The following is a 26,807-nucleotide window of genomic DNA, read 5'->3' on the forward strand; positions in this document are numbered from 1 at the left end:
GAATAAAACCTATACCTGACCTTCGTAAAAGCTGACCGTAGGTACGTCAATACTCACGCTCACTTAATTCCGCCCAAAGATGATTCACAGCCATTTAAGAGCAGCTGCCAGGCGGCCGCATGGGCTTTCTTGTGTCAAAAAATAACGATTAACAACCAAAACCATGTATTGTAAACCTGTACTTGTAAAGTTCATGAGATTTAGTTTTTTACAATTAATACTCGCTTTGACCATTTTGGGTAGCAGCCTCGCCGAGGGAAGCGGTGCGCAACCCATTCTGGACAAGAGGGTTAGTATTAACCGAACGGGTTTGGAACTTAAAAAAATCCTAACCGAACTCGAACAGAAATATAAAGTCAATTTTGTTTATAGCCCAGCGCTTATCAATGTTGACGATAAAATTGACTTGAAATTTCGCGATACGCCCCTTTCTGAGGTGCTCAAGCAATTGCTTGATAAAAAGGAACTCTACTTTGAGGTTTCGGGAGATGTTATTGTCATTCGTAACACCAAAACATCTGGCAATTACCCCGTTTTGCCAAAAGAGGTATCACCACCTGCTGAGATACCTGTTTCAGGAAGAATAACCGATGAAAAAGGTGATCCTGTTCCGGGTGTCACTATTAATATCAAGGGGAGCACTAAAGGTACGGTGTCAGACCCGGACGGTAAGTATCAGCTCACGGTTCTTACCGGAAATGAAACCTTGGTATTTAAATTTGTAGGGTATAAAACCCAGGAGATCTCTTTAGATACCAGAAGACAACTTAATGTATCGCTCGAGCCTGATGTGACCAGCCTCAACGAAGTGGCCGTGGTAGCTTACGGCATACAAAAAAAGGAAAGTTTGGTAGCATCTATTTCTACGGTAAATGTAAGAGATGTGAAACAGGCGGCTCCCCGCTCGCTAACTAATGCACTTGCCGGCAAAGTTTCAGGTTTAATATCCGTACAAAGAAGTGGCGAACCGGGTTATGATGATGCCCAGTTCTGGATAAGAGGTATCAGTACATTTGGTGCCGGAGCCAGTCCGCTAGTATTGGTTGACGGTGTTGAGCGGCCCATATCAAATATAGAACCTGAAGAAATTGCTACCATTTCTGTGCTCAAGGATGCTGCTGCCACTTCGGTATATGGTGTAAGAGGAGCTAACGGAGTAATCCTTGTTACAACCCGCAGAGGGTCCACCCAGAAACCAGCTATCAGTTTTAAACTGGAACAAGGCAGCAATAGGCCTACCAGGCTTCAGGATTATGTAGATGGTCCCACATGGCTTACGTTGTACAACGAGGCACAGTTAGCTACTAACCCAAGCTTTGTTACTCCTTATACTCCCGCAATTATAGATAAATATCGCAGCGGCGAAGATCCATACTTGTATCCTAATGTAGATTGGCTAGACCTGATACTGAAAGACCATGCCAATAATCAAAGAGCAAACTTAAACGTAACCGGTGGCAGCGATATGTCAAAATATTTTATATCCGCCGGCTATTATCAGGAGGATGGGATTTGGAAAGGCGATAATCTCAACGCATACAACACCAATGCAAAAGTAAAACGATACAATTTCAGAGCGAACGTTGACGTAAACCTGAATAAGTATACAGAGCTTAGCCTTGGTTTGGGCGGTATCTTAGTTACATCAAATTATCCCGGAACGAGTAGTGGAAATATCTGGTCGACGATACAAAATAACACACCCATCGGTTATTCTCCAACTTACCCCGACCCCGCAAACCCTGGAAAATCTCTTTACGGTGGAATCAGCAGCCTTATTAACCCGTATGCACAACTTACGGGCACAGGCTTCATCACTGAATGGAGAAACAACATCCAGACTGATCTCACTCTCAGGCATGATCTGTCGAGGTTTGTGAAAGGACTTACTATCCAGGGAAAGTTCGCTTTCGACGGTTACAACTATCATAATATTAATCAAATACGATCATACTTGGCTAACAGCGACCAGGTTGATAAGTATTTTGCATCGGGTCGTGATGCTGCCGGGAATTTAATCCTGAGCAGATTAGTGACCGGAAAGGCCGACCTTGGCTTTTCAAAAGCTGCGGGCGGAAACCGGCGAATCTATGTTCAGGCCAACATTGATTATAGCCGTAGTTTTGGAAAACATGATGTAAAAGCATTATTGCTATACAATCAGCAGGACTACCAGGACGCTGATGCCACAGATGCTATAAGTGCACTCCCTTTCAGGCTTCAGGGGGTGGTTTCCAGGCTTTCGTATGGTTATAATAATCGTTATTTTCTGGAAGTGAGCGCCGGCTATAATGGCTCTGAGAACTTTTCACCGGGACACCGTTATGGCTTGTTCCCTGCAGTTGCTGCGGGTTGGATCGTTTCTCAGGAATCCTTTTTCAAGAACAACATATCCTGGATTGAATATTTGAAGCTACGCGGCTCTTGGGGTATAAAAGGAAACGACCAGATTGGCGGCCGGAGGTTTGCTTACCTGACAACTGTAGGGGGCGGCAATGGCAGCTATACCTTCGGTATCGACGCTAATAATGGCTTTGGTGGAAGAGGCGAGGACCAATGGGGCGCAGATCTTACCTGGGAAAAGGAGCGTGAAGTGGATTTGGGATTAGAGACCAGGTTTTTAAATGGCTTTAACATTCAAGCCGATGTATTTAAACGCCACCGTAAAGGTATTTTCCTGCAACGCGCCTCGTTACCTGCAACCCTGGGTTTGCAAAACAACCCGTACGGCAACCTCGGAGAAATGGAAAATAAGGGTTTTGAGGCTACCGTGGAGTACAGAGCCCGGGTAGGCGCCTTAGATGCCACTTTTAGAGGCAACTATACTTATGCCAGAAACAAGCTGCTCAATACAGATCAGCCCGATTATCTTTATAACTACCAAAACCGGGTAGGAAAGCGCTATAACCAACCTTTTGGGTTAATTGCACTTGGTCTTTTCCAGGATCAGCAAGATATAGCAAACTCGCCGGTGCAACAGTTTGGTGCTGTAAGACCTGGCGATATCAAGTACATGGATTACAATAACGACGGTGTGGTCAATGCCTATGACCAGGTAGCCATAGGTAATCCGGCGGTGCCTCAATCAATTTACGGGTTTGGAACAACGCTCGCTTTAAAGGGATTTGACTTTTCCGTTTTCTTTCAGGGAAATGGTTCAGCCAGCTTTACACTTGGCGGCACGGGCTGGTATCCTTTTCAGGGAGGCGGACTTATCGGCAACCTGAATGTGAACAGTCTTGACCGCTGGACGCCTGATAATCCCCGGCAGGATGCGCTGTTCCCAAGATTGTCTTTCGGAAGCAATACCAACAACTATCAAACTTCCACATGGTGGCAGCGTGATGCGGCTTATATCCGGCTTAAGACAGCCGAACTTGGTTATACCTTACCTAAATCACTCACAAAAAGGTTGAAAATAAATACGCTCAGGGTTTACGCCAGTGGGCTCAACCTGTACACCTGGAGTAAGTTTAAGTTTTGGGATCCTGAATTGGGCAGTGCCAATGGCGGGGCCTATCCGATTCAGAAAACGTTCAACTTTGGTGTAAACCTTAATCTTTAATGCTTAACGTAATCAAAGTAAAATAAATGCTAAATCAAAAGCCATGATAAGAAATAAACTAAAATATATTCTGCTGGTACTTTCAAGCATCGCGTTAGTATCCTGCAAAAAGTTTCTTGATAAGCAGCCGAACGATATGCTCAACATCGACCAGGTGTTTACAATCCGGCTCGAAACGGAGCGTTACCTGGCAAACGTGTATAGTTACATCCCAGACCCGCTGATTTGTAACGGAACAAATTATACCCCGCTTTCGGATGAGGCAGACTGGGTTTTCAACTGGCCTCATCAGCAGATAAACACCGGGAACTGGTCACCCGTTTCGGCACCTTTTGACTTGTGGGCTAAATATTATAAAGGTATTCGCGCAGCAAGTACGTTTATTAACAGAGTAGGAGAGTGTGCGGAATGTGATCAGCTTAACCCAGGAATTACCGCGCAGTACAGGGAACAGGCAAGGGTGCTAAGGGCCTATTATTACTTTTTGTTATTGCGCCAATACGGCCCGGTTGTTATTTTGCCCGAAACGCCGCTACCAATTGATGCGCCGCTCGACGAAATTCAGATGCCGAGAAACTCTTATGACGAATGTGTAGACTTTATTGTATCCGAGCTTGATAAGGCAGAAAAGGTGTTGCCGGATAATCCACTTAATACGATTGACTATGGCAGAACTACGGCAGGAGTAGCAAGGGCACTAAAATCTCGGGTGTTACTTTATGCGGCAAGCCCACAGTGGAATGGCAATACAGATTATGCGGATTTTAAAAACAAGGACGGTAAACAGTTAATTAACCAGGTTTTCAACAAAGAGAAGTGGGTAAAAGCTGCTGCGGCCGCAAAGGCGGTTATAGACAAAATGCCTGGCGGATTATATAAAAAGAATGGCATAGATGGCAAGTTTGATCCGCTTCTTTCTTATCAGTATCTTTTCTTAGACCGTTGGAATGCAGAAGTTATTTGGGGGCGCCCGCAAACCGGCGACGTGATCCGTTATGAGCGATGTGCTTCTCCAAGGCAGCTTAATGGCTACATAGGCCTTGGCCCTAGCCAGCAACTGGTAGATGAGTATGAAATGGAAAATGGTATAGCTCCGTTCACTGCTAACAGTACCACGGCCAACCCGGTAATCAATCCGGCATCTGGCTATCTGGAAGCTGGGTTTTCAACCGCAGCAACCAAATATGCAAAGGCCGGAACCTTCAATATGTTTGTAGGAAGAGAACCTCGCTTTTATGCATCAATCGGCTACAATGGTATGGATTGGTTATATAAGGGAGCCGATGGTAAAACAATTACCCGTGTTGAGCTTTTTGCAACAGGCAGGGACGGTTATAACGGATCCAATGACCACTCTACCACTGGCTATACCACTACTAAGATGGTAAATCCGGAAAGTGATGTAAAAAATGGCAAGCATGTACTTAAGGCCTGGATATTTTTCAGGCTCGGCGAGTTTTATCTTAATTATGCAGAGGCCTTAAATGAAGCCGACCCTGGTAATTCCGATATCGCCAGATATGTAAATCTGGTAAGGGAACGCGCCGGCCTGCCGGCACTCATTACCGGTTTGTCTCAGGACCAAATGCGGGAACGGATCAGGCATGAGCGCAAGATTGAACTTGCCTTCGAAGAACATCGCTTTTGGGACGTTAGACGTTGGAAAATAGCGGATAAGACCGAAACCACACCTATTTATGGTCTTAATGTTACTGCCGGTACCAGCTTCACGGATGTTAATTTTTATAAGCGGACCATAGTAGAGACAAGAGTTTTTAATAAAAAACACATGCTTTGGCCATTGCCGCAATCGGAGATGGATCGTAACAACATCCTGGTGCAAAATCCCGGATGGTAAACTGTGTAGTCCCGTTAGTGCATCCGCCCTTTCACTAAGCAAGGGCGGAGCATTATTTAAAATGAAATAGTACAAACACCAGTATGCTAAGTAGCTGTCAAATGTCAATTTACAAATCCAATTTCCCTTTAAAAAAATTCTGTTGTTTAGCATTCCTTATATTTTTAAAGATAAGTCCAATCCTGGCGTTTGATACCTCCGGCGGTATGCATCCTAAAGCGCAGATTGACTTTGTAAAAAAACAAATTAGATTAAAAAAGGAACCTTACGTTTCGGCTTATAACTTGCTGATTAAAAAGGCTGATTCGGCACTTTTAATAGAAAATCATGCGATTGTAGATTTCAGTATCCCCGGATATTATTCAGATAAAGCAGGACATCAAAAGAATTCGCTGGCATTGCAGGTAGATGGTATTTCGGCATATAGCTGTGCTTTAGCGTACAGGCTGAGCAATCAAAAAAAATATGCGGATAAGGCCTTGTATTTCTTAAACTCCTGGTCAAGAATTAATCAAAGATATTCCCAGTTAGACGGATCGTTAGTTATGTCGTATTCCGGAACCACTATGATGATAGCTGCAGATCTGTTAAAAGGTTATAACGGCTGGGGCCAAGCAAGTCAGCAGCAATTCAGATACTGGACTGTCCACGTATTTCGTGATGCAGCTAATAGCATCCGGGTCAGACATAACAATTCAGGCGATTGGTCCAGGTTAGCCTCATTACTTGCCGATGTCTATCTGGAAGATAAAGAAGACCTTCAAAAGAATATAGATTTAGTTAGAGCAGATTTATTTGATAAAATTTCGCCTGATGGTCATATGGTAGAAGAAGTAAAGCGTCAGGTTAAAGGTATATGGTATACCTATTTTTCGCTTGCGCCGTTAACGGCTTCTTGTTGGGTAATTTATAATCAAACTGGTGAGAACCTCTTTAAAGCCGAAAAGAACGGCTCATCTATCCAAAAAGCGCTTGCCTATTTGTTATATTATGACCAGCATCCCGCCGAATGGAAATATGCTAGTAACCCTGAAACAAGTTTAACTTATACAGAAACTGGTCCGTGGCCAGCCAATTTACTGGAGGCAATGAATGGAATTTATAAAGGCCCTGATTTTGATGCTTTTGTACTACCATACCGGCCAGTTATGTACCCCAAGCATGATTATGCCTGGACATTCCCAACCTTAATGCCACTTAGCTTAACGGCTTACAAATAAAAGGCTGCATATCACGAAAAGTGGTATGTCTGCTTGATACTTACTATGAATCAAATAATGAAAACACACCTATTAAAATATTCTTATGTTGGCCTCATGCTTTGTGCCGCACTTACGTCTGCCGCTCAGCGTAATACCGCTGCCAAGCCGCCTAAATTGCAAAGCGATGGTTACAAATTGGTTTGGGCCGAAGAATTCAACTACAATGGGGCCCCTGACCAATCTACATGGAGCTTTGAAAAGGGCTTCGAAAGAAACGAAGAATTACAATGGTACCAGGAAAACAATGCCAGGTGCGAACACGGGCATCTGATCATTGAAGCGAGGAGGGAATCTGTAGCTAACCCCAATTTCCAGGCAAACAGCAGCGACTGGAAAAAAAATAGAAAAGAAGCAACTTATACCTCTTCCAGCATCAAGACCCGGGGTTTGCACAGCTGGCTTTATGGGCGTTTTGTGATGCGTGGGAAAATTGATATTCGTGACGGAATTTGGCCCGCTTGGTGGACTTTAGGGATTAAAGGGAAGTGGCCGGCAACCGGAGAGATAGATATTATGGAATACTACCGAAAAAAGCTGCTTGCAAATATTGCTTATATGGGTGCCGATAACAAAGACGCATGGTTTACCGTCAATAAAAATATCGATTCTCTTGGCGGTAAGGCCTGGGCTGATAAATTTCATATCTGGCGGATGGACTGGAATGAAAACAGTATCGCGCTGTATGTTGATGATCAATTAATAAATAGGGTTGAGATGGATAAACTCATGAATAGAGATGGCACCGGTATCAATCCATTTAAACAGCCGCATTATATGCTGCTAAACTTAGCCATAGGCGGAAAACAAGGAGGCAACCCCGAGGCAACCCTTTTTCCTGCCAAATTTGAAGTAGATTATGTTAGAGTATATCAGAAGTAAGCAACGAAATGTCAGTTAGTAATTTCACAATGAGAAACGTAACGAAGCTTACTGCTTTTATGCTGGTCTTTATAACCGTAAACAGCAAAAGTCAGTCGGTTGTTAAAGCTAATATTTCCAATGCCGAATACGCAATTAACGTAAAGCCAAGATATGGTCAGATTTTCGAGGATACCGTTTTTAAAACCAAAGCGATCTTCAACGCCATGCAACGTGTGGCAGACTGGCAGATTAATACTTGGAACAGCAAAGGCTTTAAGGCTTCAAAAGTGGACTGGACCAACGGTGCATGTTACACCGGTTTATTTGCCTTCGGAAGTCTAAAAGGTAACCAGAAATACCTAAAAGTGTTACTGGATATCGGTAATGACGTAAAATGGAATACTGGACACCTGCGTTTTTATGCCGATGATTATTGTGTGGGCCAAACCTATGCACAGTTATACGGCAGATATCGAAGAAAAGAAATGATCACACCGTTTACTATTCAGGCCGACAGCATTGTGGCTAGCCCACATGATGAGCCGCTACACTGGAGAAATAATATTCAGTTGAGGGAATGGGCATGGTGTGACGCGCTTTTTATGGCGCCGCCATCGCTGGCGTACCTGAGCACTACTACAGGTGATCAAAAATACCTAAATACAGCTATTAAACTTTGGTGGAAGACGACAGACTTTTTATATGACCCAGCAGAAAAGCTGTATTTTAGAGACGAAACCTTTTTCAACAAAAAGGAAAAGAACGGTGAAAAGGTATTTTGGTCGCGGGGAAACGGTTGGGTAGTTGCTGGTTTAGTCCGGGTGTTGGAGAATACGCCAAAAAATCATCCCGACAGAGCAAGACTTGAGAAGTTATTCAAGAATATGATAAGCAGAATAGCCAGACTACAACAGCAGGACGGAAGCTGGCATGCCTCATTACTTGATCCGGATAGTTATCCGATTAAAGAAATGAGCGGGACAGGCTTTTTCTGTTATGCAATGGCTTGGGGCCTTAATCAAGGTCTGCTTGATGAAAAAACCTACCTTCCGGTCGTTAAGCGGTCATGGCTTGCGCTAAATTCAGCGGTTAAAGATGGAATGTTAGGCTATGTACAACCCATAGGCGCAAGCCCGGATCAAGTAAACGCTAATAGTACGGCGGTCTATGGGGTCGGAGCTTTTTTACTGTCCGGCGTACAGTTATACAATTTTATGGAAAGACATCCAAACTACTAACGATTTTTGTCAAATGTTATCAATCAAATCTATTGTTACCTGCATTTTGGCATGTTTAATTCTGCAAGCAAATTTACAGGCGCAAAACAAGGTTATTTACCAAACTGAAGCCTACACGCTATACCGCGACAGCGTTGTTCAGGCGAACTTTACAGGCCGTGCGTTGTCATCAACCCAATTAACTTCCAATTACAAGGGTCGGGATAAAGCAGGTAGATACAAGGAGACATTAGCTACATCCTGGAAGCTTTCAAAAGACATATCCAACTTTCCTCACTACCACTCTGACTTCCCAATAGTAGATGCCATCTATAACCTGTCTCTTGAGGAGATGCAAAATGCTGTTGAACCTGACAGCACCTTCAGAACAGGCAAATCATGGAAGGGCGTATGGACAAGGGACATTAGTTACAGCATCATTTTGTCAATGGCTGTATTGCAGCCAGAAGTAGCCATGAAAAGCTTGATGCGGAAGGTTAAGGACGGATTTATTGTTCAGGATACCGGTACCGGCGGAGCATATCCCGTATCATCCGACCGAATGATTTGGGCAGTTGCAGCCTGGGAGATATACAAAGTAACGGGGGATAAAGGCTGGTTGAAGAACGCATACGACATTATCAAAAGATCGGCAGTCAATGACGAGGTGAATTTGCATAATTCTAAAACAGGCTTGGTTAAAGGCGAATCGTCCTTTTTGGATTGGCGGGAACAAACTTACCCACGCTGGATGCAGCCGGCAGATATTTATGAATCGGAATGCCTGAGCACTAATGCTGTGCATTACCGTATGTACAAAGTACTGGCAGACATGGCAGCTTTATTTGGCGATGATAAATCGGCAAATTTTTATAACAAAAATGCAAGCGTTATTAAGAAAGGCATTAACAAATATTTATGGCAGGAAAAAAAGGGGTATTACGGTCAGTATTTATACGGACGGGTCCATAAAACTCTTTCTCCGCGTGCCGAAACCTTAGGTGAGGCCTTGGCTGTTCTTTTTGATATTCCGCCTGTTTCCAATCAACGTAAAATAATTGAAAATATACCCACAGGTGTTTACGGTACGCCCTGCATTTATCCGCAGATACCAGAAATTCCGCCTTATCACAATAACGCCGTATGGCCTTTTGTAGAAAGTTACTGGGCACTGGCTGCAGCTAAAGCAGGTAACGAAAGTTCAGTTTTAAAAAGTTTGAGTGCTATTTACCGGGCAGGCGGGTTATTTCTGACTAACAAAGAAAACTTTGTTTCCAGCACTGGTGATTTTGGTGGAACAGAAGTCAACTCAAGCAATATGCTCTGGAGCCTGTCTGGCAACATTGCCATAATTTATAAAGTGCTGTTTGGTATCAGTTACAATACAGATAACCTAAGCTTTACGCCTTTTATACCCAAAGCATTAAGCGGGAAACATTTACTTAAAGCATTTAAGTATCGGGACGCCGAACTGGACATCTCCATATCGGGATATGGACATACAATAGCCAAGGTCACTTTAGATGGGAAGCCGCTGCCTGCTGCCACTATACCTGCCTCATTATCAGGAAAGCATAGCATCAATATTACCTTGTCTAATTATTTTGCTCCATCTAAAATTAATACGCTTCCTGCTTATACAAGCCTTCCCAACCCTCAGGTTCGTTATAACAACAATACACTGTCATGGGAGCCAATCCTGGGTGCCCAACGTTATCAAATATTTAAAAATGGCAGTTCGGTTGCAGAGGTTGTGAAACCTAGTTATGCCATTGCCGCTGGCAATAGCGAATATCAAATAATAGCCATTGATAAAAATAGTATTGGCTCATTTACAAGCGAGCCCGTGCTGGTTGCGGCAGCCCGGCCTGCCACCATTTTACAGGTAGAGGATTATACCGAAAAATCTTCGCTCCCTCACGTTGGCTATTCAGGAAAAGGTTTTGTGAATACTGATACAAAGGAAAATACGAATATTAAAATGAATGTAGATGTAGCCCTTGCGGGCTGGTATACGATGGATGTACGTTACGCCAACGGTAACGGCCCGATTAATACCGGTAATACATGTGCCATCCGTACCATCGTACTGAATGGGCAATTTGCGGGGGTGGTAGTCTTGCCGCATCGGGGCAAAGGTCAATGGTCTAACTGGGGGTTTAGCAATTCCTTAAGAGTAAAGCTACGAAAAGGAATAAACCAGTTGTCTATACAGCTAAAGAGTACCAATACCAACATGAACATTGATGTGAATCAGGCTATGATCGATTATGTCCGTCTTTTACCGGCGTTATAATGAAGGGATAATTCTAAATACTTTCTTGTTGTCTATTTAATATGTTATTGATATTTTTTTCTTAGCTATGCTGAAAGGAGCACAATGTGTCTTTCAGTATAACTATTGATGATTGACGATTGGGCGAATTAAAGAGCATACACAGCTGCTGATGTAACCGAACTGTTAAGGCTGGAAACAGATTTCCATTGCAGAGATCTACACAAGTTAATATTATTTAGCCCGCCCGGAATAAAACGCGTAATGCGTCAGAAGCGCAGAACCTGTTACATATTAATATTAGGAAAGAAAGTTTTGCTGTGCCTGCCGTTCTTAATGAGTGCCTAATGTAGGGTTATTCGGGCATTATTCACTTATTTCAAAACTGGACTAAAGACGCTGAATTCAGCACCCTGCGTGCAGCTGGTGCATTTTTAGTAAGCGCAGCTCAAAGGAACGGCAAGGTGCAAACGGTTACCATAATTAGGTCTGATGCCGGTATAATGGTCTACTGGCTGGTGGATGTTGGTTTCTTTTATCGCCAATCACATAATGGTCTTTACCGTTGAGGCAGTAAAAACAATAATGTCTTCGCAGCCCTTGCGCCATTCGCGGTAATGGCCCAATGCTTTCGGAAAAAAGCCAGGACCTAAAATAGCAAAAAGGCCGCAAAATTAAATTTTACGGCCTTTTTGCTGTTTAATTATAATCTGCGGAGAGTTAGGGATTCGAACCCCAGGACCTGTTACAGTCAACAGTTTTCAAGACTGCCGCAATCGACCACTCTGCCAACTCTCCGGGGACAAAAGTACAAATCCGGAGCGAATTGGCAAATTTGAAATGCATTTTTTTTAGATATTTTTAAACGGCTATTTAACGTATTTATTATCAGTAAATTAAATTTAATACACCTGCTTTATTTTGTTAGTACGGAACGTATTTACCTTGGGTTTTACGATTTTGATGCTCCGTTTTGACAAATCAACGCTTGCATTTAGCTCAAATCCGATTAAAATAATCAGGGAATTGAGGTACAACCATATCATCATTACGATAAGCGTTCCTATAGACCCGTAAATTTTATTGTACGATGAAAAGTTATTGATGTAGTAAGAGAACCCAAGCGAGGTGAGTACCGCAAGGGTAGTAGCCAGTATAGAACCTGGGCTCGAAAATTTCCAACGGTTCTTATGTGCAGGGCCGTAACGGTACAACAACGATACCACTACAAAGAAGATCATTACTACAATGACCCACCGCGTAAGTGATATAAGCCACAGCCAAAAGTGCCAGCTGGTAAACATATGCGATTGTAAAAATTTAAGCAGGGCCTGGCCGGCTATTAATATAGATACAGCGAGCAACAATGAAAAGCTAATTACTATAGTTAATGTAATAGATACCAGCCGACGTTTAATCCAACTGCGCGACTCCAGGATAAGAGATGACTTGTTGAAGGCCTGCATTAGGTTATAAACGCCGTTTGATGCAAAATATAGGGCTGATGCAAAACCTACCGAAAGTAATTTTCCATTTTGATTTTTGATGATATCCTTCATGGTGCTTTCAAACGCTTTCGACGCATCATGAGGTAGAATAACCGTTATCTGGTTAAGTAACGTCTCCTGAAATCTATCAATAGGTACAAAGGGGATAAGCGTAAACAAAAATATGGTGGCCGGAAAAAAAGCCAGCATAAAGTTATAAGCTAACGATGATGCGCGGTTAATGAGTGAGCTTTTCTTAAGCTCGCCGAAAAAGAAAACACCGATGGTATATAAAGGCAGCGGCCTAAAACCCGGCAATATCACCGATTTAGTCCACTCTAAAAATCCCCTGTATAAACTCGTTTTAAGCAGTAATCGGTGCAGCCAATCCATCAACCAAATTTACGCAAAATAGGGCTTCACTTTATCTAAAAATTCTTGCGGCGGTAAACTCGGCCGATTCGTCTTCATATTGATGAATGCCAGCAGCGTTTCGCCCACATGTATCAGTTCCTGTTTCTCGTTATATAATTCATACTTAAAATGAATCTTTATTCCTGGCATCTTTTCCATGCTTACCTGTATGCTAATCTCTTCGTCATACAAGGCGGGTTTAAAATACCGGCACTTCATTTCAAGCACAGGCATCATAACGCCGGTCTCTTCCATCCAACGGTAGGTTAAGCCCAGGCTGCGCAGCATCTCCACACGGCCTACTTCAAAAAATTCCGCGTAGTTGCCATAGTACATGTAGCCCATTTGGTCGGTTTCGCCGTAGCGTACGCGTAGTTTAGTGGTGTGAACAAACATGAGACAGTTTAGCGTTTAATGCCACGTTCATTTAAAGCCTGCTGAAAGCGGCGTGCATTGGCCATATGTTCTGCCACATTGGTGGCAAAGTTGTGGTAGCCCGAAAAATCTTCTTTGGCACACATGTAAATATAATTGTGCTCTTTGTGATTTAACACTGCCTTAACTGCATTTACCGAGGGCATCATGATGGGACCTGGGGGCAAACCGCTAACGCGGTAAGTGTTATATGGCGATGGCGTGTTTAAATATTTGTTCAACACACGCTTAATAGTAAAATCTCCGGTAGCGTAAATAACGGTAGGATCGGCCTCAAGCTTAATACCGCGTTTTAAACGGTTAAGGTACAAACCGGCTATTGTGGGCATCTCGTCGTCATGTAAAGCCTCCGCATCAACAATTGATGCCAATATAGACACCTGAATGGGGGTAAGATTTAGTTCAGCTGCTTTTTGCTTGCGATCAGCCGTCCAAAATTTAGTGTACTCCGCGTGCATCCGCTCAAAAAACTTTTCGGCGGTGGTGTTCCAATACATCTGGTAAGTATTGGGCAAAAACATGGTGTAAACGTTTTCGGTGGTAAAACCATACTTTTCCACAAACTTTGCCGAGTCTAGCAAACTGATAATGGCAATGGAGTCGGGCTCTATTTGCTTAGATACGTAACCCGCAAACTGCGGCTTTAATCTCAAACCACGAAACTTCAAATCAACCGGCTCCTGGGTACCAGATGCCAGCATATTAATAAGCTTACGGTTGCTCATGCCTTGTTTAAGGCGGTACTTACCTGGCTTTACCCGGCCAACATAGTGCATATTGTGAGCCGACCACAAAAACGTGGCGGTATCCTTTACAATACCTTCTTCTCGTATAGTTTGGTAAACATCATCAAAAGTGGCTTCGGTATGGATATAAAGGTATTCCTGCTTATCAGTTACATTGGGTCCAAACCAGCGCAAATAATATACTACGCCGGTTATGCCTAGCCCCAGTATGATAATAGCCAACAGGGCAATGAAGAATTTTTTAGTTGTGCCGCCTGATGACGTTTTTTCGGTAGACATAACAGATGTATGGTTTTTTATAGGTATTAATGTTTAAGTCGTTGTATGGCCAGCAATCCGCCGGTTAGATTGCGTATATGCTCATAACCGTTTTGTTGCAAAATTGATTGCGCTGTTCGGCTGCGTACGCCCGCCTTGCAAATCACAATAATTTCATCGTCCGTGTTCCACTCCAGTTCATCGAGCTGGCTATGCAGTTGCCCTAAAGGAATATTGGTACCCCCAATGTTGTGCGTATGGTATTCAATAGGTTCCCTTACATCAAGCAAATGCAAAACCTCGCCGCGTTGCAAGCGTTCCAGCAGTTCACCGGCTTTAATATCCGGGTTAGGGCTGTTGTTGTTGCTGCTGCTGCTGCTGTGGCTCATTGGTTGTTTTAGCTTGTGTAACAGTCAAATTAACACGTGTGCCTATGCTGGTTTTAGCTGTAGAATCGGTACGCATAGGGAACTGAGATACCACTACCAAATTGGTTGAGTCGGTTATGCTTCCCTCGTAAGTAATAGTACCTATTGATAGGCCAGCCCCGCGTATGGCAAAACGGGCCGCATCCAAATCCTGGTTCAACAGATCGGGTATATCTACTTCGTTGGCACCCGCGCCATCTCCCAACACCAGGCTTAAGCGTGAACCTTTGGGTAATTTTTGACCGGTATGAATAACCTGGCCATTAAAACGTACTTCCAAGATACGGTCTCGGGCAATGTCAGATGCGTAAGTGGTATCACCCACTTTCAAGCCATTGTTTGATAAGATGGCCACAGCCTCACGGTAAGTGCTCTGCTCCAGATCGGGCAGACCAACTGCTGGGGCCTGGGTGGTAACCATTGTTAAGTATATGGTACGGTTTTCTTTAACATTTGTGCCTGCGTCCGGATCTTGCTCTAATACTGTACCCGGCGGCTGGTCTTGCACATAAACAGAATCTATCTGGTAGCGGAAGCCCTGCTCATCTAATATAGCAGTAGCGCGATCAATACTTAAACCTTTTAGTTTAGGCACCGGTATACCTGAGCCATGACGGGTATAATACCCTAAGCTAAGATAAGCAATCAGTATAACGGCCAGCACCGATCCCGCTGCGCCTATAAGGTGATTTCTAAAGTCTTTGGTTTTTAAATAAGTCCAGAATTTACTCATCTGCAGCTGTAAAGTAGTAATAGCTTAAATTAACTGTCAAACATAGGGAAAATTGAAACAAGAGACAAGAACCAAGGGCCAAGACCCAGCATTACAGGTGGTTAGTAATCAGCTAAAGATATGGTCAATTTAAAAAGTGGGGAACAATACGATAAGTCTTGGTTCACGGCGCTTGGCTCTTGGCTCTAAAGCTTTATCTTTGCTGCTATGACTGCTCAACAGATACGCCAGGCTTTTCTGGATTTTTTTGCCTCAAAGGGCCATACAATTGTACCATCGGCACCAATTGTGGTTAAGAACGACCCGACGCTGATGTTCACCAACGCCGGCATGAACCAGTTTAAAGATATATTTTTAGGTGAGGCGCCAGCCAAAGCATCACGTGTGGCCGACACACAGCGTTGTTTGCGCGTATCGGGCAAACATAACGATTTGGAAGAAGTAGGGGTAGACACCTATCACCACACCATGTTTGAAATGTTGGGCAACTGGAGCTTCGGCGACTATTTTAAAAAGGAAGCCATTGACTGGAGCTGGGAACTGCTTACCAGTGTTTACAGGTTAGATAAAGACCGCCTTTACGTAACTTATTTTGAAGGCGACGAAAAAGAAGGGTTGGCGAAAGATACCGAGGCTTACGATTTTTGGAAACAATATGTAAGCGAAGACCATATTTTACCGGGCAACAAAAAAGATAATTTTTGGGAAATGGGGGAGACCGGCCCCTGCGGACCATGTTCTGAAATACATTTTGACGGTCGCAGCGACGAGGAGCGGGCTAAAGTAAGCGGCGCTAACTTGGTAAATGCTGATGATCCTAACGTTATTGAAATATGGAATAACGTATTTATGCAGTTCAACCGCTTAAAGGATGGTTCATTGCAGCCTTTGCCTGCCCGCCATGTGGATACGGGTATGGGCTTTGAACGTTTGGTGCGGGTGCTACAAGGCAAAACATCTAATTATGATACTGACGTTTTCCAGCCGCTGATACAGTTTTTATCAGAGAAAAGCGGAAAATCCTATAATGCAGACGCTTCACCAGGAACTGAAGGATGGAATGAGGCTGTAGCTATGCGAGTAATGGCCGATCATATACGGGCTATTAGCTTTGCCATTGCTGATGGACAGTTGCCGTCAAACAACAAGGCGGGATACGTGATTCGCCGTATTTTACGCCGTGCTGTGCGTTATGCTTACCAGTACCTGGGCTTTAAAGAGCCGTTTTTGAATCAATTAGTTCCTTTATTAGCCAATCAGTTCGAAGGCGTTTTTGATGAGTTATTTAGTCAAAAAGATTTTGTGCAGAAAGTGGTTTTGGAGGAGGAGATAGCGTTTTTGAGGACGCTTCAAAATGGTATAGTACAGTTTGAACAAGTTGTAGCCTCTGCAAATGACAATATAATTGGTGGGGAATTTGCTTTTGAATTATCTGACACTTTCGGTTTTCCTTTAGATTTAACGGAACTGATGGCACGTGAAAGAGGGTTTACTGTTGATGTAGAAGGGTTCAATAAAGCCCTTGAGCAACAAAAAAGCCGCTCACGTGCTGCAACTGCTATTGACACCGGCGATTGGATTTTGTTGAAAGAGGATGATCATGTAACCTTTACCGGCTACGATGAAACTGAGAGCGTAGCGCATATAACCAAGTACCGCAAGGTAAAAGCAAAAGGCAAAGAGCAATTTCAACTGGTGCTGGATAAAACTCCTTTTTATGCCGAGAGCGGCGGTCAGGTAGGCGATACCGGCGATTTAATTTTCCCTGATGGTGAAATTTTAAAGATAACCGATACCAAGAAAGAAAACGGCCTTATTGTCCATTTTGCTGATACCTTACCTGCAACAATCGATGATGCCCTAACTGCGTATGTTGACCCTGAACGCAGACGAAGTATAGAAAGCAATCATACAGCCACGCATTTGCTGCATGCAGCCATGAAACAGGTACTTGGCCATCACGTAAATCAAAAAGGCTCACTGGTGAACGGAGATTATCTCCGTTTCGATTTTTCGCACTTCAGCAAAGTAACCGACCAAGAGCTAGCGCAGATTGAAGCCATTGTCAACCAGAAAATACGGGAAAATATATTGCTGAAAGAAGAACGTAACGTACCTTACCAACAGGCGTTAGACAGCGGTGTAACAGCACTGTTTGGCGAAAAATATGGCGATTTTGTGCGTGTAATTACCTTTGACGATAGTTTTTCGAAAGAACTTTGTGGTGGTACTCACGTTAAAGCTACCGGTTCAATTGGACTTTTTAAAATAACCGGTGAAAGTGCAGTTGCTGCCGGCGTGCGCCGTATCGAAGCGATTACGGGTGCAGCAGTGGAACACTATATTAATGAGCAAACACAACTGATGCAGCAACTTAAAGAGTTACTGAAAAACCCGAAAGATATAGCTAAAAGTATTGAAGGCTTGCTGGAAGAAAATAGCCGTTTGAAGAAGGAGATCGAGAAATCGGTTATGGAAAAAGCGGCCGGCTTAAAAACCGAACTTGCACAAAAAGCAGAGCCGTTGAATGGCATCAACCTTATAGCACAAAAGGTAGCACTGCCTAATGCCGATGCCATCAAAACGCTGGCTTACCAGCTGAAAGATATGGTAAGCGACCTGTTCCTGGTACTTGTTGCCGACATTGAGGGGAAACCGAATATTACCGTTATGATTGCAGAAAATTTGGTGAAAGACCGCGGCTTAAATGCCGGCAACATTGTACGCGAACTGGCTAAAGAAGTACAAGGCGGCGGTGGAGGTCAGCCGTTTTTTGCTACAGCTGGTGGTAAGGACGTAAGTGGATTGGAGCGGGTATTAACTAAGGCACGAACATTCGTGTAAGCTAAGTCTGCGTTTATATATTTGCAAGGCCTTGTATAATTGTTAACGCAACAATATACAAGGCTTTTTACTTTAAGTAAGTCGTGTTAAAATGCGAAAATATATAGGATGCTAATACACAACTGCAGGACGGTTTACATACTTTTTGATAACCGCTATTATAGCGCTTGCGTTGTACAACTCACGCACATTAGCATACTGCTTTAGTAAAGCATTTGGATTGCCATAGCCGTAACTACGCTGCCGGCCCTGTGTACGCAGATTGTAATGGTAATACATGCCGTCTGTCATTTCGGTTCGGCGTTCCAGACTGTAAGGCAGGTTGGCGGTGTCCAGCTCAAGGTGGATCATTTGAGGGCGTAACTTATTATGGTCGGGTAAAGTGAGCACCTCAAGTTGGGTCAGCATACACCACAAATTATCGGCATAGGCTGTGCTCACCGGGCGTTTTCGCAGGTTTTTTGTTAAATTTCCTTTATCATCATAATGATTAAAGTAACGAATTTCCCAAGTCTTGTTTTTGGTAAAGGTCATGATGAAGGCGGCTTGAGACTGAACAGACAATCCCATTTCATATAATCTAAATTCGAATAGTGCGTCTGGTACGGGTTTGAACAACGAATCGAGGCCAGCTATTTTGAAACTATTTTTTGCAGACGTATCAGCAGCGAATGTAAAATCGTTTGTACAGGTCTTACTCAAGCCTGCCGTAAACAACTTTTTTTGGGCTTTCGACAATAAAGCCACGCTAAGTGCAAATACTATCAGGACTGCTTTTTTCATGATGACTGAAGTTGGGTTCTTACATCCTAATGTAAATGGGATTCGTAGAATTCGGTAAAACTAAGGTAGTAATTAGCCTCTGATAATAACCCAAATTGGGGGCCTGCACAATGTTACAAACAACTGATACACTAACCCCGCCTATTTATTACCTTTGCAGCATCAAAAACGAATACATGGATGCTGAACAACAAGTAAGGGTATTACTCCAAGATGCCCGTTTAGCTGATGATCTGAAACACATCGCCCAAAAAGTACTTAACCGCGAGCGCATTACTTTTAATGAGGGCGTTACTTTATATCAAAAAGGCGAGCTTAGTTACCTGGGTATATTAGCTAATTACATTCGTGAGGCGCGTCACGGTAACACCACTTACTTTAACCGTAACTTCCATATCGAGCCTACTAACCTTTGTGTGTACGATTGTAAGTTCTGTTCTTATTCTCGTCTCATCAAGCAACGCTCTGAAGGGTGGGAGTATACTATGGACGATATGCTCAACATTGTTAAAAAGTACGATAACGAGCCAGTTACAGAGGTGCACATTGTAGGTGGTGTTTTGCCTCAGTATGATATGCCATTTTACCAGCAACTATTTAGTGCCATTAAAACGCACCGCCCGGATCTGCATGTAAAAGCGCTTACCCCAGTTGAATACCACTACATTTTCAAAAAAGCTAAGGTGGATTATGCCACGGGTATGCGCCTCATGAAAGAAGCCGGCCTGGAATCAATGCCTGGTGGTGGCGCCGAGATTTTTCATCCGGAAGTACGTGATCAAATAGCGAAAGACAAGTGTACAGGTGACCAGTGGCTACAGATACATGAAGAATGGCATAAGCTGGGCATGCGCTCAAACGCTACTATGCTTTATGGCCACATAGAGGAGTACTGGCACCGGGTTGACCACATGGAACAATTGCGCCAGTTGCAGGACCGCACGCACGGATTCCAAACTTTTATTCCATTAAAGTTCCGCAATAAGGATAATCAAATGTCTAACGTTGCAGAATCATCTGTGATTGAAGATCTGCGTAACTACGCTATAGCCCGGATTTATCTGGACAACTTTGATCATATTAAAGCTTACTGGGCCATGATTAGCCGCACTACTGCGCAATTATCCCTTAGCTTTGGGGTTGATGATATAGACGGCACTCTGGACGATACCACCAAAATTTATTCGATGGCAGGTGCAGAGGAGCAAAACCCGGGTATGAGTACCAAACAGCTTGTTGAACTGATAAAGCATGTTGGCCGCCATCCAATTGAACGCGATACTTTATACAACATAATTACCGATTATAACGACTATGTGTTTGCGGAAGAGGTGAAACCACAGTTTTATAAGTTACCGGTTATTAATTAAGCATGACTGAAAAAACGCTATATATTGTCCGTCATGGGCAAACAGATTTGAATAAAAGGGGCATTGTACAAGGCCGGGGCATGGATACCGACCTGAACGATGAGGGCCGATTACAGGCCAATATGTTTTACAATGCCTATAAGGATGTTGCCTTTGATAAAATTTATATATCTACTCTTAAGCGCACACAGCAAAGCATCCAGCAGTTTATTGATACCGGCATTCCTTTTGAAAAGCTATCGGGTTTGGATGAGCTTGCATGGGGTATCCACGAAGGTCAGCCCAGCACACCTGAAACTAAATCCGCCTTTTTTAAATTAATGCGCGACTGGACAGCCGGTCGTCTTGATTCAAAGTTCGAAAGAGGGGAGAGTCCTAACGAAGTTCAGGAACGGCAGAAAGAAGCTTTAGAAATCATGATGAGCCGGCCGGAAGAGAAGAACGTGCTGATTTGCATGCATGGCCGCGCTTTACGCTTATTCCTGTGTCTGTTAACAGATAAGTCGCTTATCCACATGGAAGATTTTCCGCACCAGAACCTTGTTCTCTACAAAGTAACTTATGATGGCAGCCGGTTCGACATAGCCGATTTTAACAATGCCATCCATTTGCAAATTCACTAGTTTAATTTCTTGAAAAAAGTTAGAATTTCGGCTGTTAGTTATACTAACACCAAACCTTTTTTATACGGTATACAGCACACTGATATCATTAACCAAATTGACCTGAGTTTAGATATACCAGCAGATTGTGCTCAGAAATTAATAGATGATACAGTTGATATTGGCCTCATACCTGTAGCCGCTACGCTTAACCTACCCGAGTGGCATTTAGTTTCTGACTACTGCATTGGTGCGGTAGGAGCTGTTAACTCCGTTTTTATTTTTAGCAACTGTCCGATAGAACAGGTTAAAACTTTACAGCTCGATCCAGAATCACGGTCTTCAAATAACCTGGCAAAGGTTCTGTTAAAAAATTATTGGAAGCTACAGCCTGAGATGGTTGTTGCAGCATCTGATTATAGTAAGTCGACTGATTCGACAACGGCGTTTGTACAAATAGGTGACCGTACCTTTGGTAAGGCAAGCGCTTACTTATATGTATATGACCTTGCCGCGGAGTGGACAAAATTTACAGGGTTGCCTTTTACATTTGCTGCATGGATAGCCAACAAGCCCATTTCTCAATCATTTATTAATGATTTTAACCAATCACTACAGTATGGCCTGGATAACCGCAATGAATTATTCGAAGAAATGGAAATGCGAACTGATTTTGATTTAAAGGACTATTTGATGCATAAGATTGACTATCCGCTTACGGAAGCCAAAAAGCAGGCCCTATATTTGTTTTTAGATTACATAAAACAACTATAGTGTTAGCAAATCAGTAAGTATTCTATTGTTTGGGTAGCATTTTGATTTCTATAATATGTTTTTATTAACAATATCTAAATTTCACCGTAATGAAATCGGTTTAATTTTAAAACGGCAAGTTGTAAAGCCGAATTTTATGAAATTATCATAAAAGTTCAAATAAGTTTATCATTTTGATATTTGAGTTGTAAATTTGTTGCGGATTTAAAATTTAATACAACGCAAATTTAGAACATTATGAAAAAGTTAACTTTACTTAGCGCTTTGTTCGCCATATTCACTTTAAGCGCTTTTGCCGATGGTGGTAAAAAAACAGATGATTCGAACAAGGTTCCTTACCACGTTATTCGTCAATTCGAATACGAGTTTAACGATGCAAAAGATGCAACCTGGACCGTAACCGATTCTTTTGAAAAAGTTGAGTTTACCTCTAACAAAGTTAAGATGGCTGCTTACTACGATCTGAATGGTAAATACCTTGGTCATACAGAAGCCGTATCTTACACTACTTTGCCTGCACACGCAAAAAAACAAATTGCCAAAGAATACGAAGGTTACCATGTAAAAGAACTTATTCGTTTCCAATATGCAGATGCTCCTTCTTCAGCTCTTTCACGTCTTACTGCAATCAATGTAGCTGACGACGAAGTATACCTTTTGAGCCTGTACAAAGCTGACAAACAAGCTACTTTAAGAATCACCCCTTCTTCAGCAGTTGAGCTATTAAGCAAAAACTAATAGTTAATTCAACTCATCTATATATAATGTGAGCCACGCCTTAAAGGTGTGGCTTTTTTGTTGCCTTTCATATTCAATATCCATCAAAAAACGGCAAACAAGTTTTGGCTTAAGCGCTTTATCTAAGCAAGCAAACGTTTCGTATTATGCCAAAAGTAATTATTGTAGCTAACCGGCTGCCGGTTAAGATACAGGAAAGTGAAGAAGGATTGAAACTGATGCCAAGCGAGGGCGGACTTGCCACCGGCCTTGGCTCAGTTTATAAGCAGAATGACAATGTTTGGATTGGCTGGCCCGGACAGGTTATTGCCCACGAGCAACAAGATCAAGTTACCGAGCAACTGGCCGATTTGAGCCTGATGCCGGTCTATTTAACGCAAGAAGACATTAGCGAGTTCTATGAGGGTTTTTCTAACGAGGTATTGTGGCCGGTTTTTCATTACTACGCATCAACGTATGCAACCTACAACCCCTCAAATTGGGAATACTACAAAAGTGTAAACGAAAAGTTCAAGGATGTGGTGCTCAGCATTGCAGAACCGGGCGACACCATTTGGGTACATGACTACCAGTTACTGCTACTGCCGTCGTTAATACGTCAAGCAAGGCCAGATGTGTCTATCGGCTTTTTCCTTCATATACCATTCCCGTCTCATGAGATGTTCAGACTTATACCATGGCGGATGGAATTGCTGGAAGGAATGCTGGGAGCTGATCTTATTGGTTTTCACACTTTTGATGATGTACGGCACTTCTTGAGTTCTGTAAGTCGTATATTACCTTACCAGGTATCTTCTAACACCATTACTTGCGATGAACGTTTAGTAATAGTAGAGTCGTTCCCGATGGGTATTGACGAAAAGAAATATGCCGAACTTACGGGCACTCCCGAAGTGCAGGATCAATCCAAGCAAATTAACGACATTTATAAAGACAATAAGTTAATCCTTTCTATAGATCGGCTGGACTATAGCAAAGGCATTTTACAGCGCCTACAAGCGTTTGAGCTCTTGTTGGATGAAAACCCGGATTATGTAGGTAAAGTAACCCTTTACATGGTTGTTGTACCATCGAGAGATACAGTGGCACAGTATGCCCATCTTCGGGATCAAATTGATAAAAAAGTAGGTAATATAAATGCACGGTATCGCTCTATAGAATGGACGCCCATAAGTTATTACTATCGATCGTTGCCTATTGAAACACTAGTTGCGCTTTATAGTACCGCTGAGGTTTGCCTGGTAACGCCCATGCGCGATGGTATGAACCTGGTAAGTAAAGAGTATGTAGCCAGCCGTACGCGGGATGATGGGGTTTTAATATTAAGTGAAATGGCAGGTGCTTCTAAAGAACTCATTGATTCATTGCTGGTTAACCCTAATAATATAATTCAGGTAAAAGACGCTATAATAGAGGCACTTAATATGCCTTTAGACGAGCAAACGCGCCGCATGAAACAAATGCGTAGTGTAGTGGCCAAATTTAACGTTACCCATTGGGTTGCTTTGTTTATGGAACGCTTGAATGAAGTAAAGGCAATGCAACGGTCAATGCAAACACGGCATGTTCACTCGGCTACCGCACAATCTATCGTTAATCGTTACCATGATACCAGTAAACGTATCATATTTTTAGATTACGATGGTACACTGGTTGGCTTTAAACCTAATGTTGATCAAGCGCGCCCGGATGCTGAACTATACGATATTCTTACCCAGCTTTCATCAGATCCTAACAATCACCTGGTTATTATTAGCGGTCGTAAACACGAAAACTTGGGGGAGTGGTTTGGGGACAAAAATATTTACCTGATTGCCGAACATGGTGCATGGTTTAAGCAGCAAGGCATGGAGTGGTATAAAACCAGTGGCCTGTCAACCAGTTGGAAAAAAGACATTTTTGGCGTGCTGGAAAAATACGTAGACCGTACACCTGGTTCTTTCATTGAGGAAAAAACGTATTCACTGGCGTGGCATTATCGCAAAGCGGAACGTGGCCTTGGCGAGTTAAGAGCAAATGAGCTCATAAATACACTTAAATTTTTAGCAACTGACAAAGGATTGCAATTACTGCCCGGTGATAAAGTTGTGGAGGTGAAAAATATTGACGTAAACAAGGGTAAAGCGGCGCTAACCCTTGTTGAGCAAAGAGATTACGATTTTATTATGGCCTTTGGCGATGATTTAACAGATGAGGATCTGTTTAAGTCATTACCAGATAGAGCAATTACTATAAAAGTGGGCACAGGGGCATCAGCTGCCAAGTTTTATGTACGTAACCCTACAGAGGTCCGCAACTTACTTAAGGCATTAACGTCAAATGTAACGGTATATTAAATTTTAGTTTCGTTTAAGTCGGAACCATTGTTTTGAAGAAAGATAGGCTTATCTAATTTCATAGCAATGCGGTATGCAGCGTTCATTAATCCAACATGGCTGTATGCTTGCGGAAAATTTCCCCACTGGCTGCCATCTTCTTCAGCAACGTCCTCACTGAACAACTGCAGGTGGTTAGAGTGCTGAACAATGTTTTCAAATTCGCGCACAGCATCTTCCAACCGGCCAACACAGGCCAGGGCCTCTATATACCAAAAGGCACAGACCAAAAAAGTGGTTTTCGGCTTCCCAAAATCATCGGCATGCAGGTAGCGGTAAAATAATCCGCTTTCTGTTTTTAATTCTTTTTCAAGGGCTATTAAATGGTCCTTTGCTCGTTGGGAGTGCGGGTCAAGGTAATTCATCATAATGAGCTGAAGAGTGCTCGCATCTAAATATGGGCTTCCCACAGCATTGGTGTACACCTTTCTAACCGGGTCATAACAATTTTCGATGTGCGTGGCGGCACGGTTTTTTAAAGCAATAGCACGTTTTATAAGATCCGGGTTGTTAATGGTCCTGGCCATCTTTTCGGCTGCGCAAGCGCCTGCCCACTGAAAAAGGTTAGTGTAACAATGTATATTGGCCATGTTCCTGAACTCCCATATACCGGCATCTTTTTCGTCAATGGTGCGTTCTACTTTACTGAGAAGGTAATCCAGCCATTTAGTTGAATCTTTACGTTCATCAAAAATAAAGCGATGATCGGTGTATAACGGCAAAACAGAAATCATCACCTGTCCGTAAATATCGTTTTGGATATGTTCGGCGGCTTGGTTGCCTATACGCACAGGTTTGTTACCTTCATACCCATCTAACTCAAGAATGCGTTCTGTAAGCTCCTTCTTACCTGTAATGCCATACAAGGGTTGGTACCGCTCATCATCAGCGAATGAAATATCTGTAACATAATTAAAGTACCGTTCCAATTCCTCAAAATGACCTATATGGCTCAATGCACTAATAACATAATGTGTATCACGCAGCCAGCAATAGCGGTAATCCCAGGTACGGCCGCTTCCGGGAGATTCGGGCAGGCTTGTTGTACTTGCCGCAATAATGGCACCAGTATCTTCATACTGATGTATTTTAAGCGCAAGGGCAGACCGAATTACATATTCCTGATAAAAGCCAGAGATAGACGAATGCTTTATCCAGGTACGCCAGTAGTGAGCGGTTTCTCTTAAAAACCATTCTACTGTGCTACTTAACGGCTTCTCTAAAGGTTCACCATAAGTAAGCACCAAGTATTTGTTTTCGGTGAGTACAAAAGATTGGTGATCAAAAACGTAGCTTATAGGAATGTTAGTGGTTAACCGAATTTTTTCTTCACCACCCAAATATTGTATATGGTTGCTGCCGCGGTTAACGTCAAGCTTAACAGCACCATAGTCCGAAACAGGTTCGCATTTTACACGTATACGAGGGGCACCTTCCAAAACTTCTACCTTCCGAACCAACATTAGTGGTTTAAAATAGCGCTGATGTTCTTGAAACCTGGGCGCAAAATCAGTGATCCGGTAGCGCCCGCCGTCTTTTATGGTAATATCTGTGATTAAAACATTAGTATTTTCCAGGTAATATTGCTCAGACTCGTAATCGCCTTCGGGCCGTATAGAAAACTCGCCGCCTTTTTGTGTGTCCAGCAAACCTCCAAAAACAAAGGTACTATCGAACTGTGGCCAGCACAGCCAGTCGACGTTTGTGTTTTTATTAATGTGTGCTAAAAAGTTACAGTTGCCGATTATGCCCGTATTGTAGGTATGCTTCATTTAACAAGTG

General features: G+C 42.9%; 19 protein-coding genes and 1 tRNA gene. 12 read left to right on the forward strand and 8 right to left on the reverse strand.

From position 1 onward, the window contains the following. Positions 1-193: 193 nt before the first annotated feature. The 6 genes from ABDD94_RS11395 (at position 194) to ABDD94_RS11420 (ending at position 11,059) form a co-directional block, all read left to right on the forward strand. Entirely contained in the window at positions 194-3,565 is a 3,372-nt protein-coding gene (locus ABDD94_RS11395; RefSeq protein ID WP_345952345.1) for a TonB-dependent receptor, read from the forward strand. A gap of 43 nt (positions 3,566-3,608) precedes the next feature. Then, complete coding sequence (locus tag ABDD94_RS11400) at positions 3,609-5,423, forward strand: RagB/SusD family nutrient uptake outer membrane protein (RefSeq protein ID WP_345952346.1); 1,815 nt, start codon at positions 3,609-3,611, stop codon at positions 5,421-5,423. 101 nt (positions 5,424-5,524) lie between these two features. Continuing rightward, the gene (locus tag ABDD94_RS11405) at positions 5,525-6,643 is read left to right on the forward strand and encodes an alginate lyase family protein (RefSeq protein WP_352432867.1); all 1,119 of its coding nucleotides are present in this window, start codon (positions 5,525-5,527) and stop codon (positions 6,641-6,643) included. 57 nt (positions 6,644-6,700) lie between these two features. Beyond that, positions 6,701-7,564, forward strand: a complete 864-nt coding sequence (locus tag ABDD94_RS11410) for a glycoside hydrolase family 16 protein (protein ID WP_345952348.1) — start codon at positions 6,701-6,703, stop codon at positions 7,562-7,564. 29 nt (positions 7,565-7,593) lie between these two features. Further along, complete coding sequence (locus tag ABDD94_RS11415; RefSeq protein ID WP_345952349.1) at positions 7,594-8,784, forward strand: glycoside hydrolase family 88 protein; 1,191 nt, start codon at positions 7,594-7,596, stop codon at positions 8,782-8,784. A 13-nt stretch (positions 8,785-8,797) separates the two neighbouring features. Beyond that, complete coding sequence (locus ABDD94_RS11420) at positions 8,798-11,059, forward strand: trehalase family glycosidase (RefSeq protein ID WP_345952350.1); 2,262 nt, start codon at positions 8,798-8,800, stop codon at positions 11,057-11,059. 692 nt (positions 11,060-11,751) lie between these two features. Here the strand turns inward: ABDD94_RS11420 and ABDD94_RS11425 are convergent. The 6 genes from ABDD94_RS11425 to ABDD94_RS11450 form a co-directional block, all read right to left on the reverse strand. Beyond that, positions 11,752-11,836, reverse strand: a tRNA-Ser gene (locus ABDD94_RS11425). Positions 11,837-11,940: 104 nt separating this feature from the next. Continuing rightward, complete coding sequence (locus tag ABDD94_RS11430) at positions 11,941-12,918, reverse strand: YihY/virulence factor BrkB family protein (protein WP_345951954.1); 978 nt, start codon at positions 12,916-12,918, stop codon at positions 11,941-11,943. 9 nt (positions 12,919-12,927) lie between these two features. Continuing rightward, positions 12,928-13,335: a thioesterase family protein gene (locus tag ABDD94_RS11435; RefSeq protein ID WP_345952351.1), complete on the reverse strand. Its 408-nt coding sequence runs from the start codon at positions 13,333-13,335 to the stop codon at positions 12,928-12,930. A gap of 8 nt (positions 13,336-13,343) precedes the next feature. Then, on the reverse strand, positions 13,344-14,399 hold the full coding sequence (gene mltG, locus ABDD94_RS11440; protein WP_345952352.1) for an endolytic transglycosylase MltG: 1,056 nt from the start codon (positions 14,397-14,399) through the stop codon (positions 13,344-13,346). Between the two features lie 26 nt (positions 14,400-14,425). Further along, positions 14,426-14,767 carry a rhodanese-like domain-containing protein gene (locus ABDD94_RS11445; protein ID WP_345952353.1) on the reverse strand — a complete coding sequence of 114 codons (342 nt, stop codon included), beginning with the start codon at positions 14,765-14,767 and terminating at the stop codon, positions 14,426-14,428. Continuing rightward, positions 14,727-15,539 carry a PASTA domain-containing protein gene (locus tag ABDD94_RS11450; RefSeq protein ID WP_345952354.1) on the reverse strand — a complete coding sequence of 271 codons (813 nt, stop codon included), beginning with the start codon at positions 15,537-15,539 and terminating at the stop codon, positions 14,727-14,729. Before ABDD94_RS11450 ends, ABDD94_RS11445 begins: the two co-directional genes overlap by 41 nt. Before the next feature lie 207 nt (positions 15,540-15,746). On the opposite strand from ABDD94_RS11450, the gene alaS reads away from it, so the two are divergent. Continuing rightward, a complete protein-coding gene (gene alaS, locus ABDD94_RS11455) occupies positions 15,747-18,383 on the forward strand; it encodes an alanine--tRNA ligase (RefSeq protein ID WP_345952355.1) in 2,637 nt (878 codons plus the stop codon). A 111-nt stretch (positions 18,384-18,494) separates the two neighbouring features. Here the strand turns inward: alaS and ABDD94_RS11460 are convergent, their stop codons facing one another. Then, the gene (locus ABDD94_RS11460; protein ID WP_345952356.1) at positions 18,495-19,166 is read right to left on the reverse strand and encodes a hypothetical protein; all 672 of its coding nucleotides are present in this window, start codon (positions 19,164-19,166) and stop codon (positions 18,495-18,497) included. Positions 19,167-19,342: 176 nt separating this feature from the next. On the opposite strand from ABDD94_RS11460, the gene mqnE reads away from it, so the two are divergent. From mqnE to ABDD94_RS11485, 5 genes are all read left to right on the forward strand, one after another. After that, a complete protein-coding gene (mqnE, locus tag ABDD94_RS11465) occupies positions 19,343-20,536 on the forward strand; it encodes an aminofutalosine synthase MqnE (protein ID WP_345955984.1) in 1,194 nt (397 codons plus the stop codon). Between the two features lie 2 nt (positions 20,537-20,538). Next, positions 20,539-21,159: a histidine phosphatase family protein gene (locus tag ABDD94_RS11470; RefSeq protein ID WP_345952357.1), complete on the forward strand. Its 621-nt coding sequence runs from the start codon at positions 20,539-20,541 to the stop codon at positions 21,157-21,159. Between the two features lie 9 nt (positions 21,160-21,168). Then, positions 21,169-21,912: a menaquinone biosynthesis protein gene (locus ABDD94_RS11475; RefSeq protein WP_345952358.1), complete on the forward strand. Its 744-nt coding sequence runs from the start codon at positions 21,169-21,171 to the stop codon at positions 21,910-21,912. Positions 21,913-22,149: 237 nt separating this feature from the next. After that, positions 22,150-22,650, forward strand: a complete 501-nt coding sequence (locus ABDD94_RS11480; RefSeq protein WP_345952359.1) for a hypothetical protein — start codon at positions 22,150-22,152, stop codon at positions 22,648-22,650. Between the two features lie 146 nt (positions 22,651-22,796). Further along, on the forward strand, positions 22,797-24,986 hold the full coding sequence (locus tag ABDD94_RS11485) for a bifunctional alpha,alpha-trehalose-phosphate synthase (UDP-forming)/trehalose-phosphatase (RefSeq protein WP_345952360.1): 2,190 nt from the start codon (positions 22,797-22,799) through the stop codon (positions 24,984-24,986). Here the strand turns inward: ABDD94_RS11485 and ABDD94_RS11490 are convergent. After that, the gene (locus tag ABDD94_RS11490) at positions 24,983-26,797 is read right to left on the reverse strand and encodes a glycoside hydrolase family 15 protein (protein WP_345952361.1); all 1,815 of its coding nucleotides are present in this window, start codon (positions 26,795-26,797) and stop codon (positions 24,983-24,985) included. The genes ABDD94_RS11485 and ABDD94_RS11490 overlap by 4 nt on opposite strands. Between the last annotated feature and the right edge of the window lie 10 nt (positions 26,798-26,807).

Source organism: Mucilaginibacter sp. PAMB04168, assembly GCF_039634365.2.
Classification (GTDB): Bacteria; Bacteroidota; Bacteroidia; order Sphingobacteriales; family Sphingobacteriaceae; genus Mucilaginibacter.

Bases quoted from the DNA above. Each gene is read 5' to 3' on its own strand.
- ABDD94_RS11415 (WP_345952349.1), top strand. From the start codon at position 7,594: ATGAGAAACGTAACGAAGCTTACTGCTTTTATGCTGGTCTTTATAACC.
- ABDD94_RS11435 (WP_345952351.1), bottom strand. From the start codon at position 13,335: ATGTTTGTTCACACCACTAAACTACGCGTACGCTACGGCGAAACCGAC.
- ABDD94_RS11450 (WP_345952354.1), bottom strand. From the start codon at position 15,539: ATGAGTAAATTCTGGACTTATTTAAAAACCAAAGACTTTAGAAATCAC.
- ABDD94_RS11405 (WP_352432867.1), top strand. From the start codon at position 5,525: ATGTCAATTTACAAATCCAATTTCCCTTTAAAAAAATTCTGTTGTTTA.
- ABDD94_RS11410 (WP_345952348.1), top strand. From the start codon at position 6,701: ATGAAAACACACCTATTAAAATATTCTTATGTTGGCCTCATGCTTTGT.
- ABDD94_RS11445 (WP_345952353.1), bottom strand. From the start codon at position 14,767: ATGAGCCACAGCAGCAGCAGCAGCAACAACAACAGCCCTAACCCGGAT.
- ABDD94_RS11485 (WP_345952360.1), top strand. From the start codon at position 22,797: ATGCCAAAAGTAATTATTGTAGCTAACCGGCTGCCGGTTAAGATACAG.
- ABDD94_RS11400 (WP_345952346.1), top strand. From the start codon at position 3,609: ATGATAAGAAATAAACTAAAATATATTCTGCTGGTACTTTCAAGCATC.
- ABDD94_RS11395 (WP_345952345.1), top strand. From the start codon at position 194: ATGAGATTTAGTTTTTTACAATTAATACTCGCTTTGACCATTTTGGGT.
- mqnE (WP_345955984.1), top strand. From the start codon at position 19,343: ATGGATGCTGAACAACAAGTAAGGGTATTACTCCAAGATGCCCGTTTA.
- ABDD94_RS11490 (WP_345952361.1), bottom strand. From the start codon at position 26,797: ATGAAGCATACCTACAATACGGGCATAATCGGCAACTGTAACTTTTTA.
- ABDD94_RS11470 (WP_345952357.1), top strand. From the start codon at position 20,539: ATGACTGAAAAAACGCTATATATTGTCCGTCATGGGCAAACAGATTTG.
- ABDD94_RS11430 (WP_345951954.1), bottom strand. From the start codon at position 12,918: ATGGATTGGCTGCACCGATTACTGCTTAAAACGAGTTTATACAGGGGA.
- ABDD94_RS11480 (WP_345952359.1), top strand. From the start codon at position 22,150: ATGAAAAAGTTAACTTTACTTAGCGCTTTGTTCGCCATATTCACTTTA.
- mltG (WP_345952352.1), bottom strand. From the start codon at position 14,399: ATGTCTACCGAAAAAACGTCATCAGGCGGCACAACTAAAAAATTCTTC.
- alaS (WP_345952355.1), top strand. From the start codon at position 15,747: ATGACTGCTCAACAGATACGCCAGGCTTTTCTGGATTTTTTTGCCTCA.
- ABDD94_RS11460 (WP_345952356.1), bottom strand. From the start codon at position 19,166: ATGAAAAAAGCAGTCCTGATAGTATTTGCACTTAGCGTGGCTTTATTG.
- ABDD94_RS11420 (WP_345952350.1), top strand. From the start codon at position 8,798: ATGTTATCAATCAAATCTATTGTTACCTGCATTTTGGCATGTTTAATT.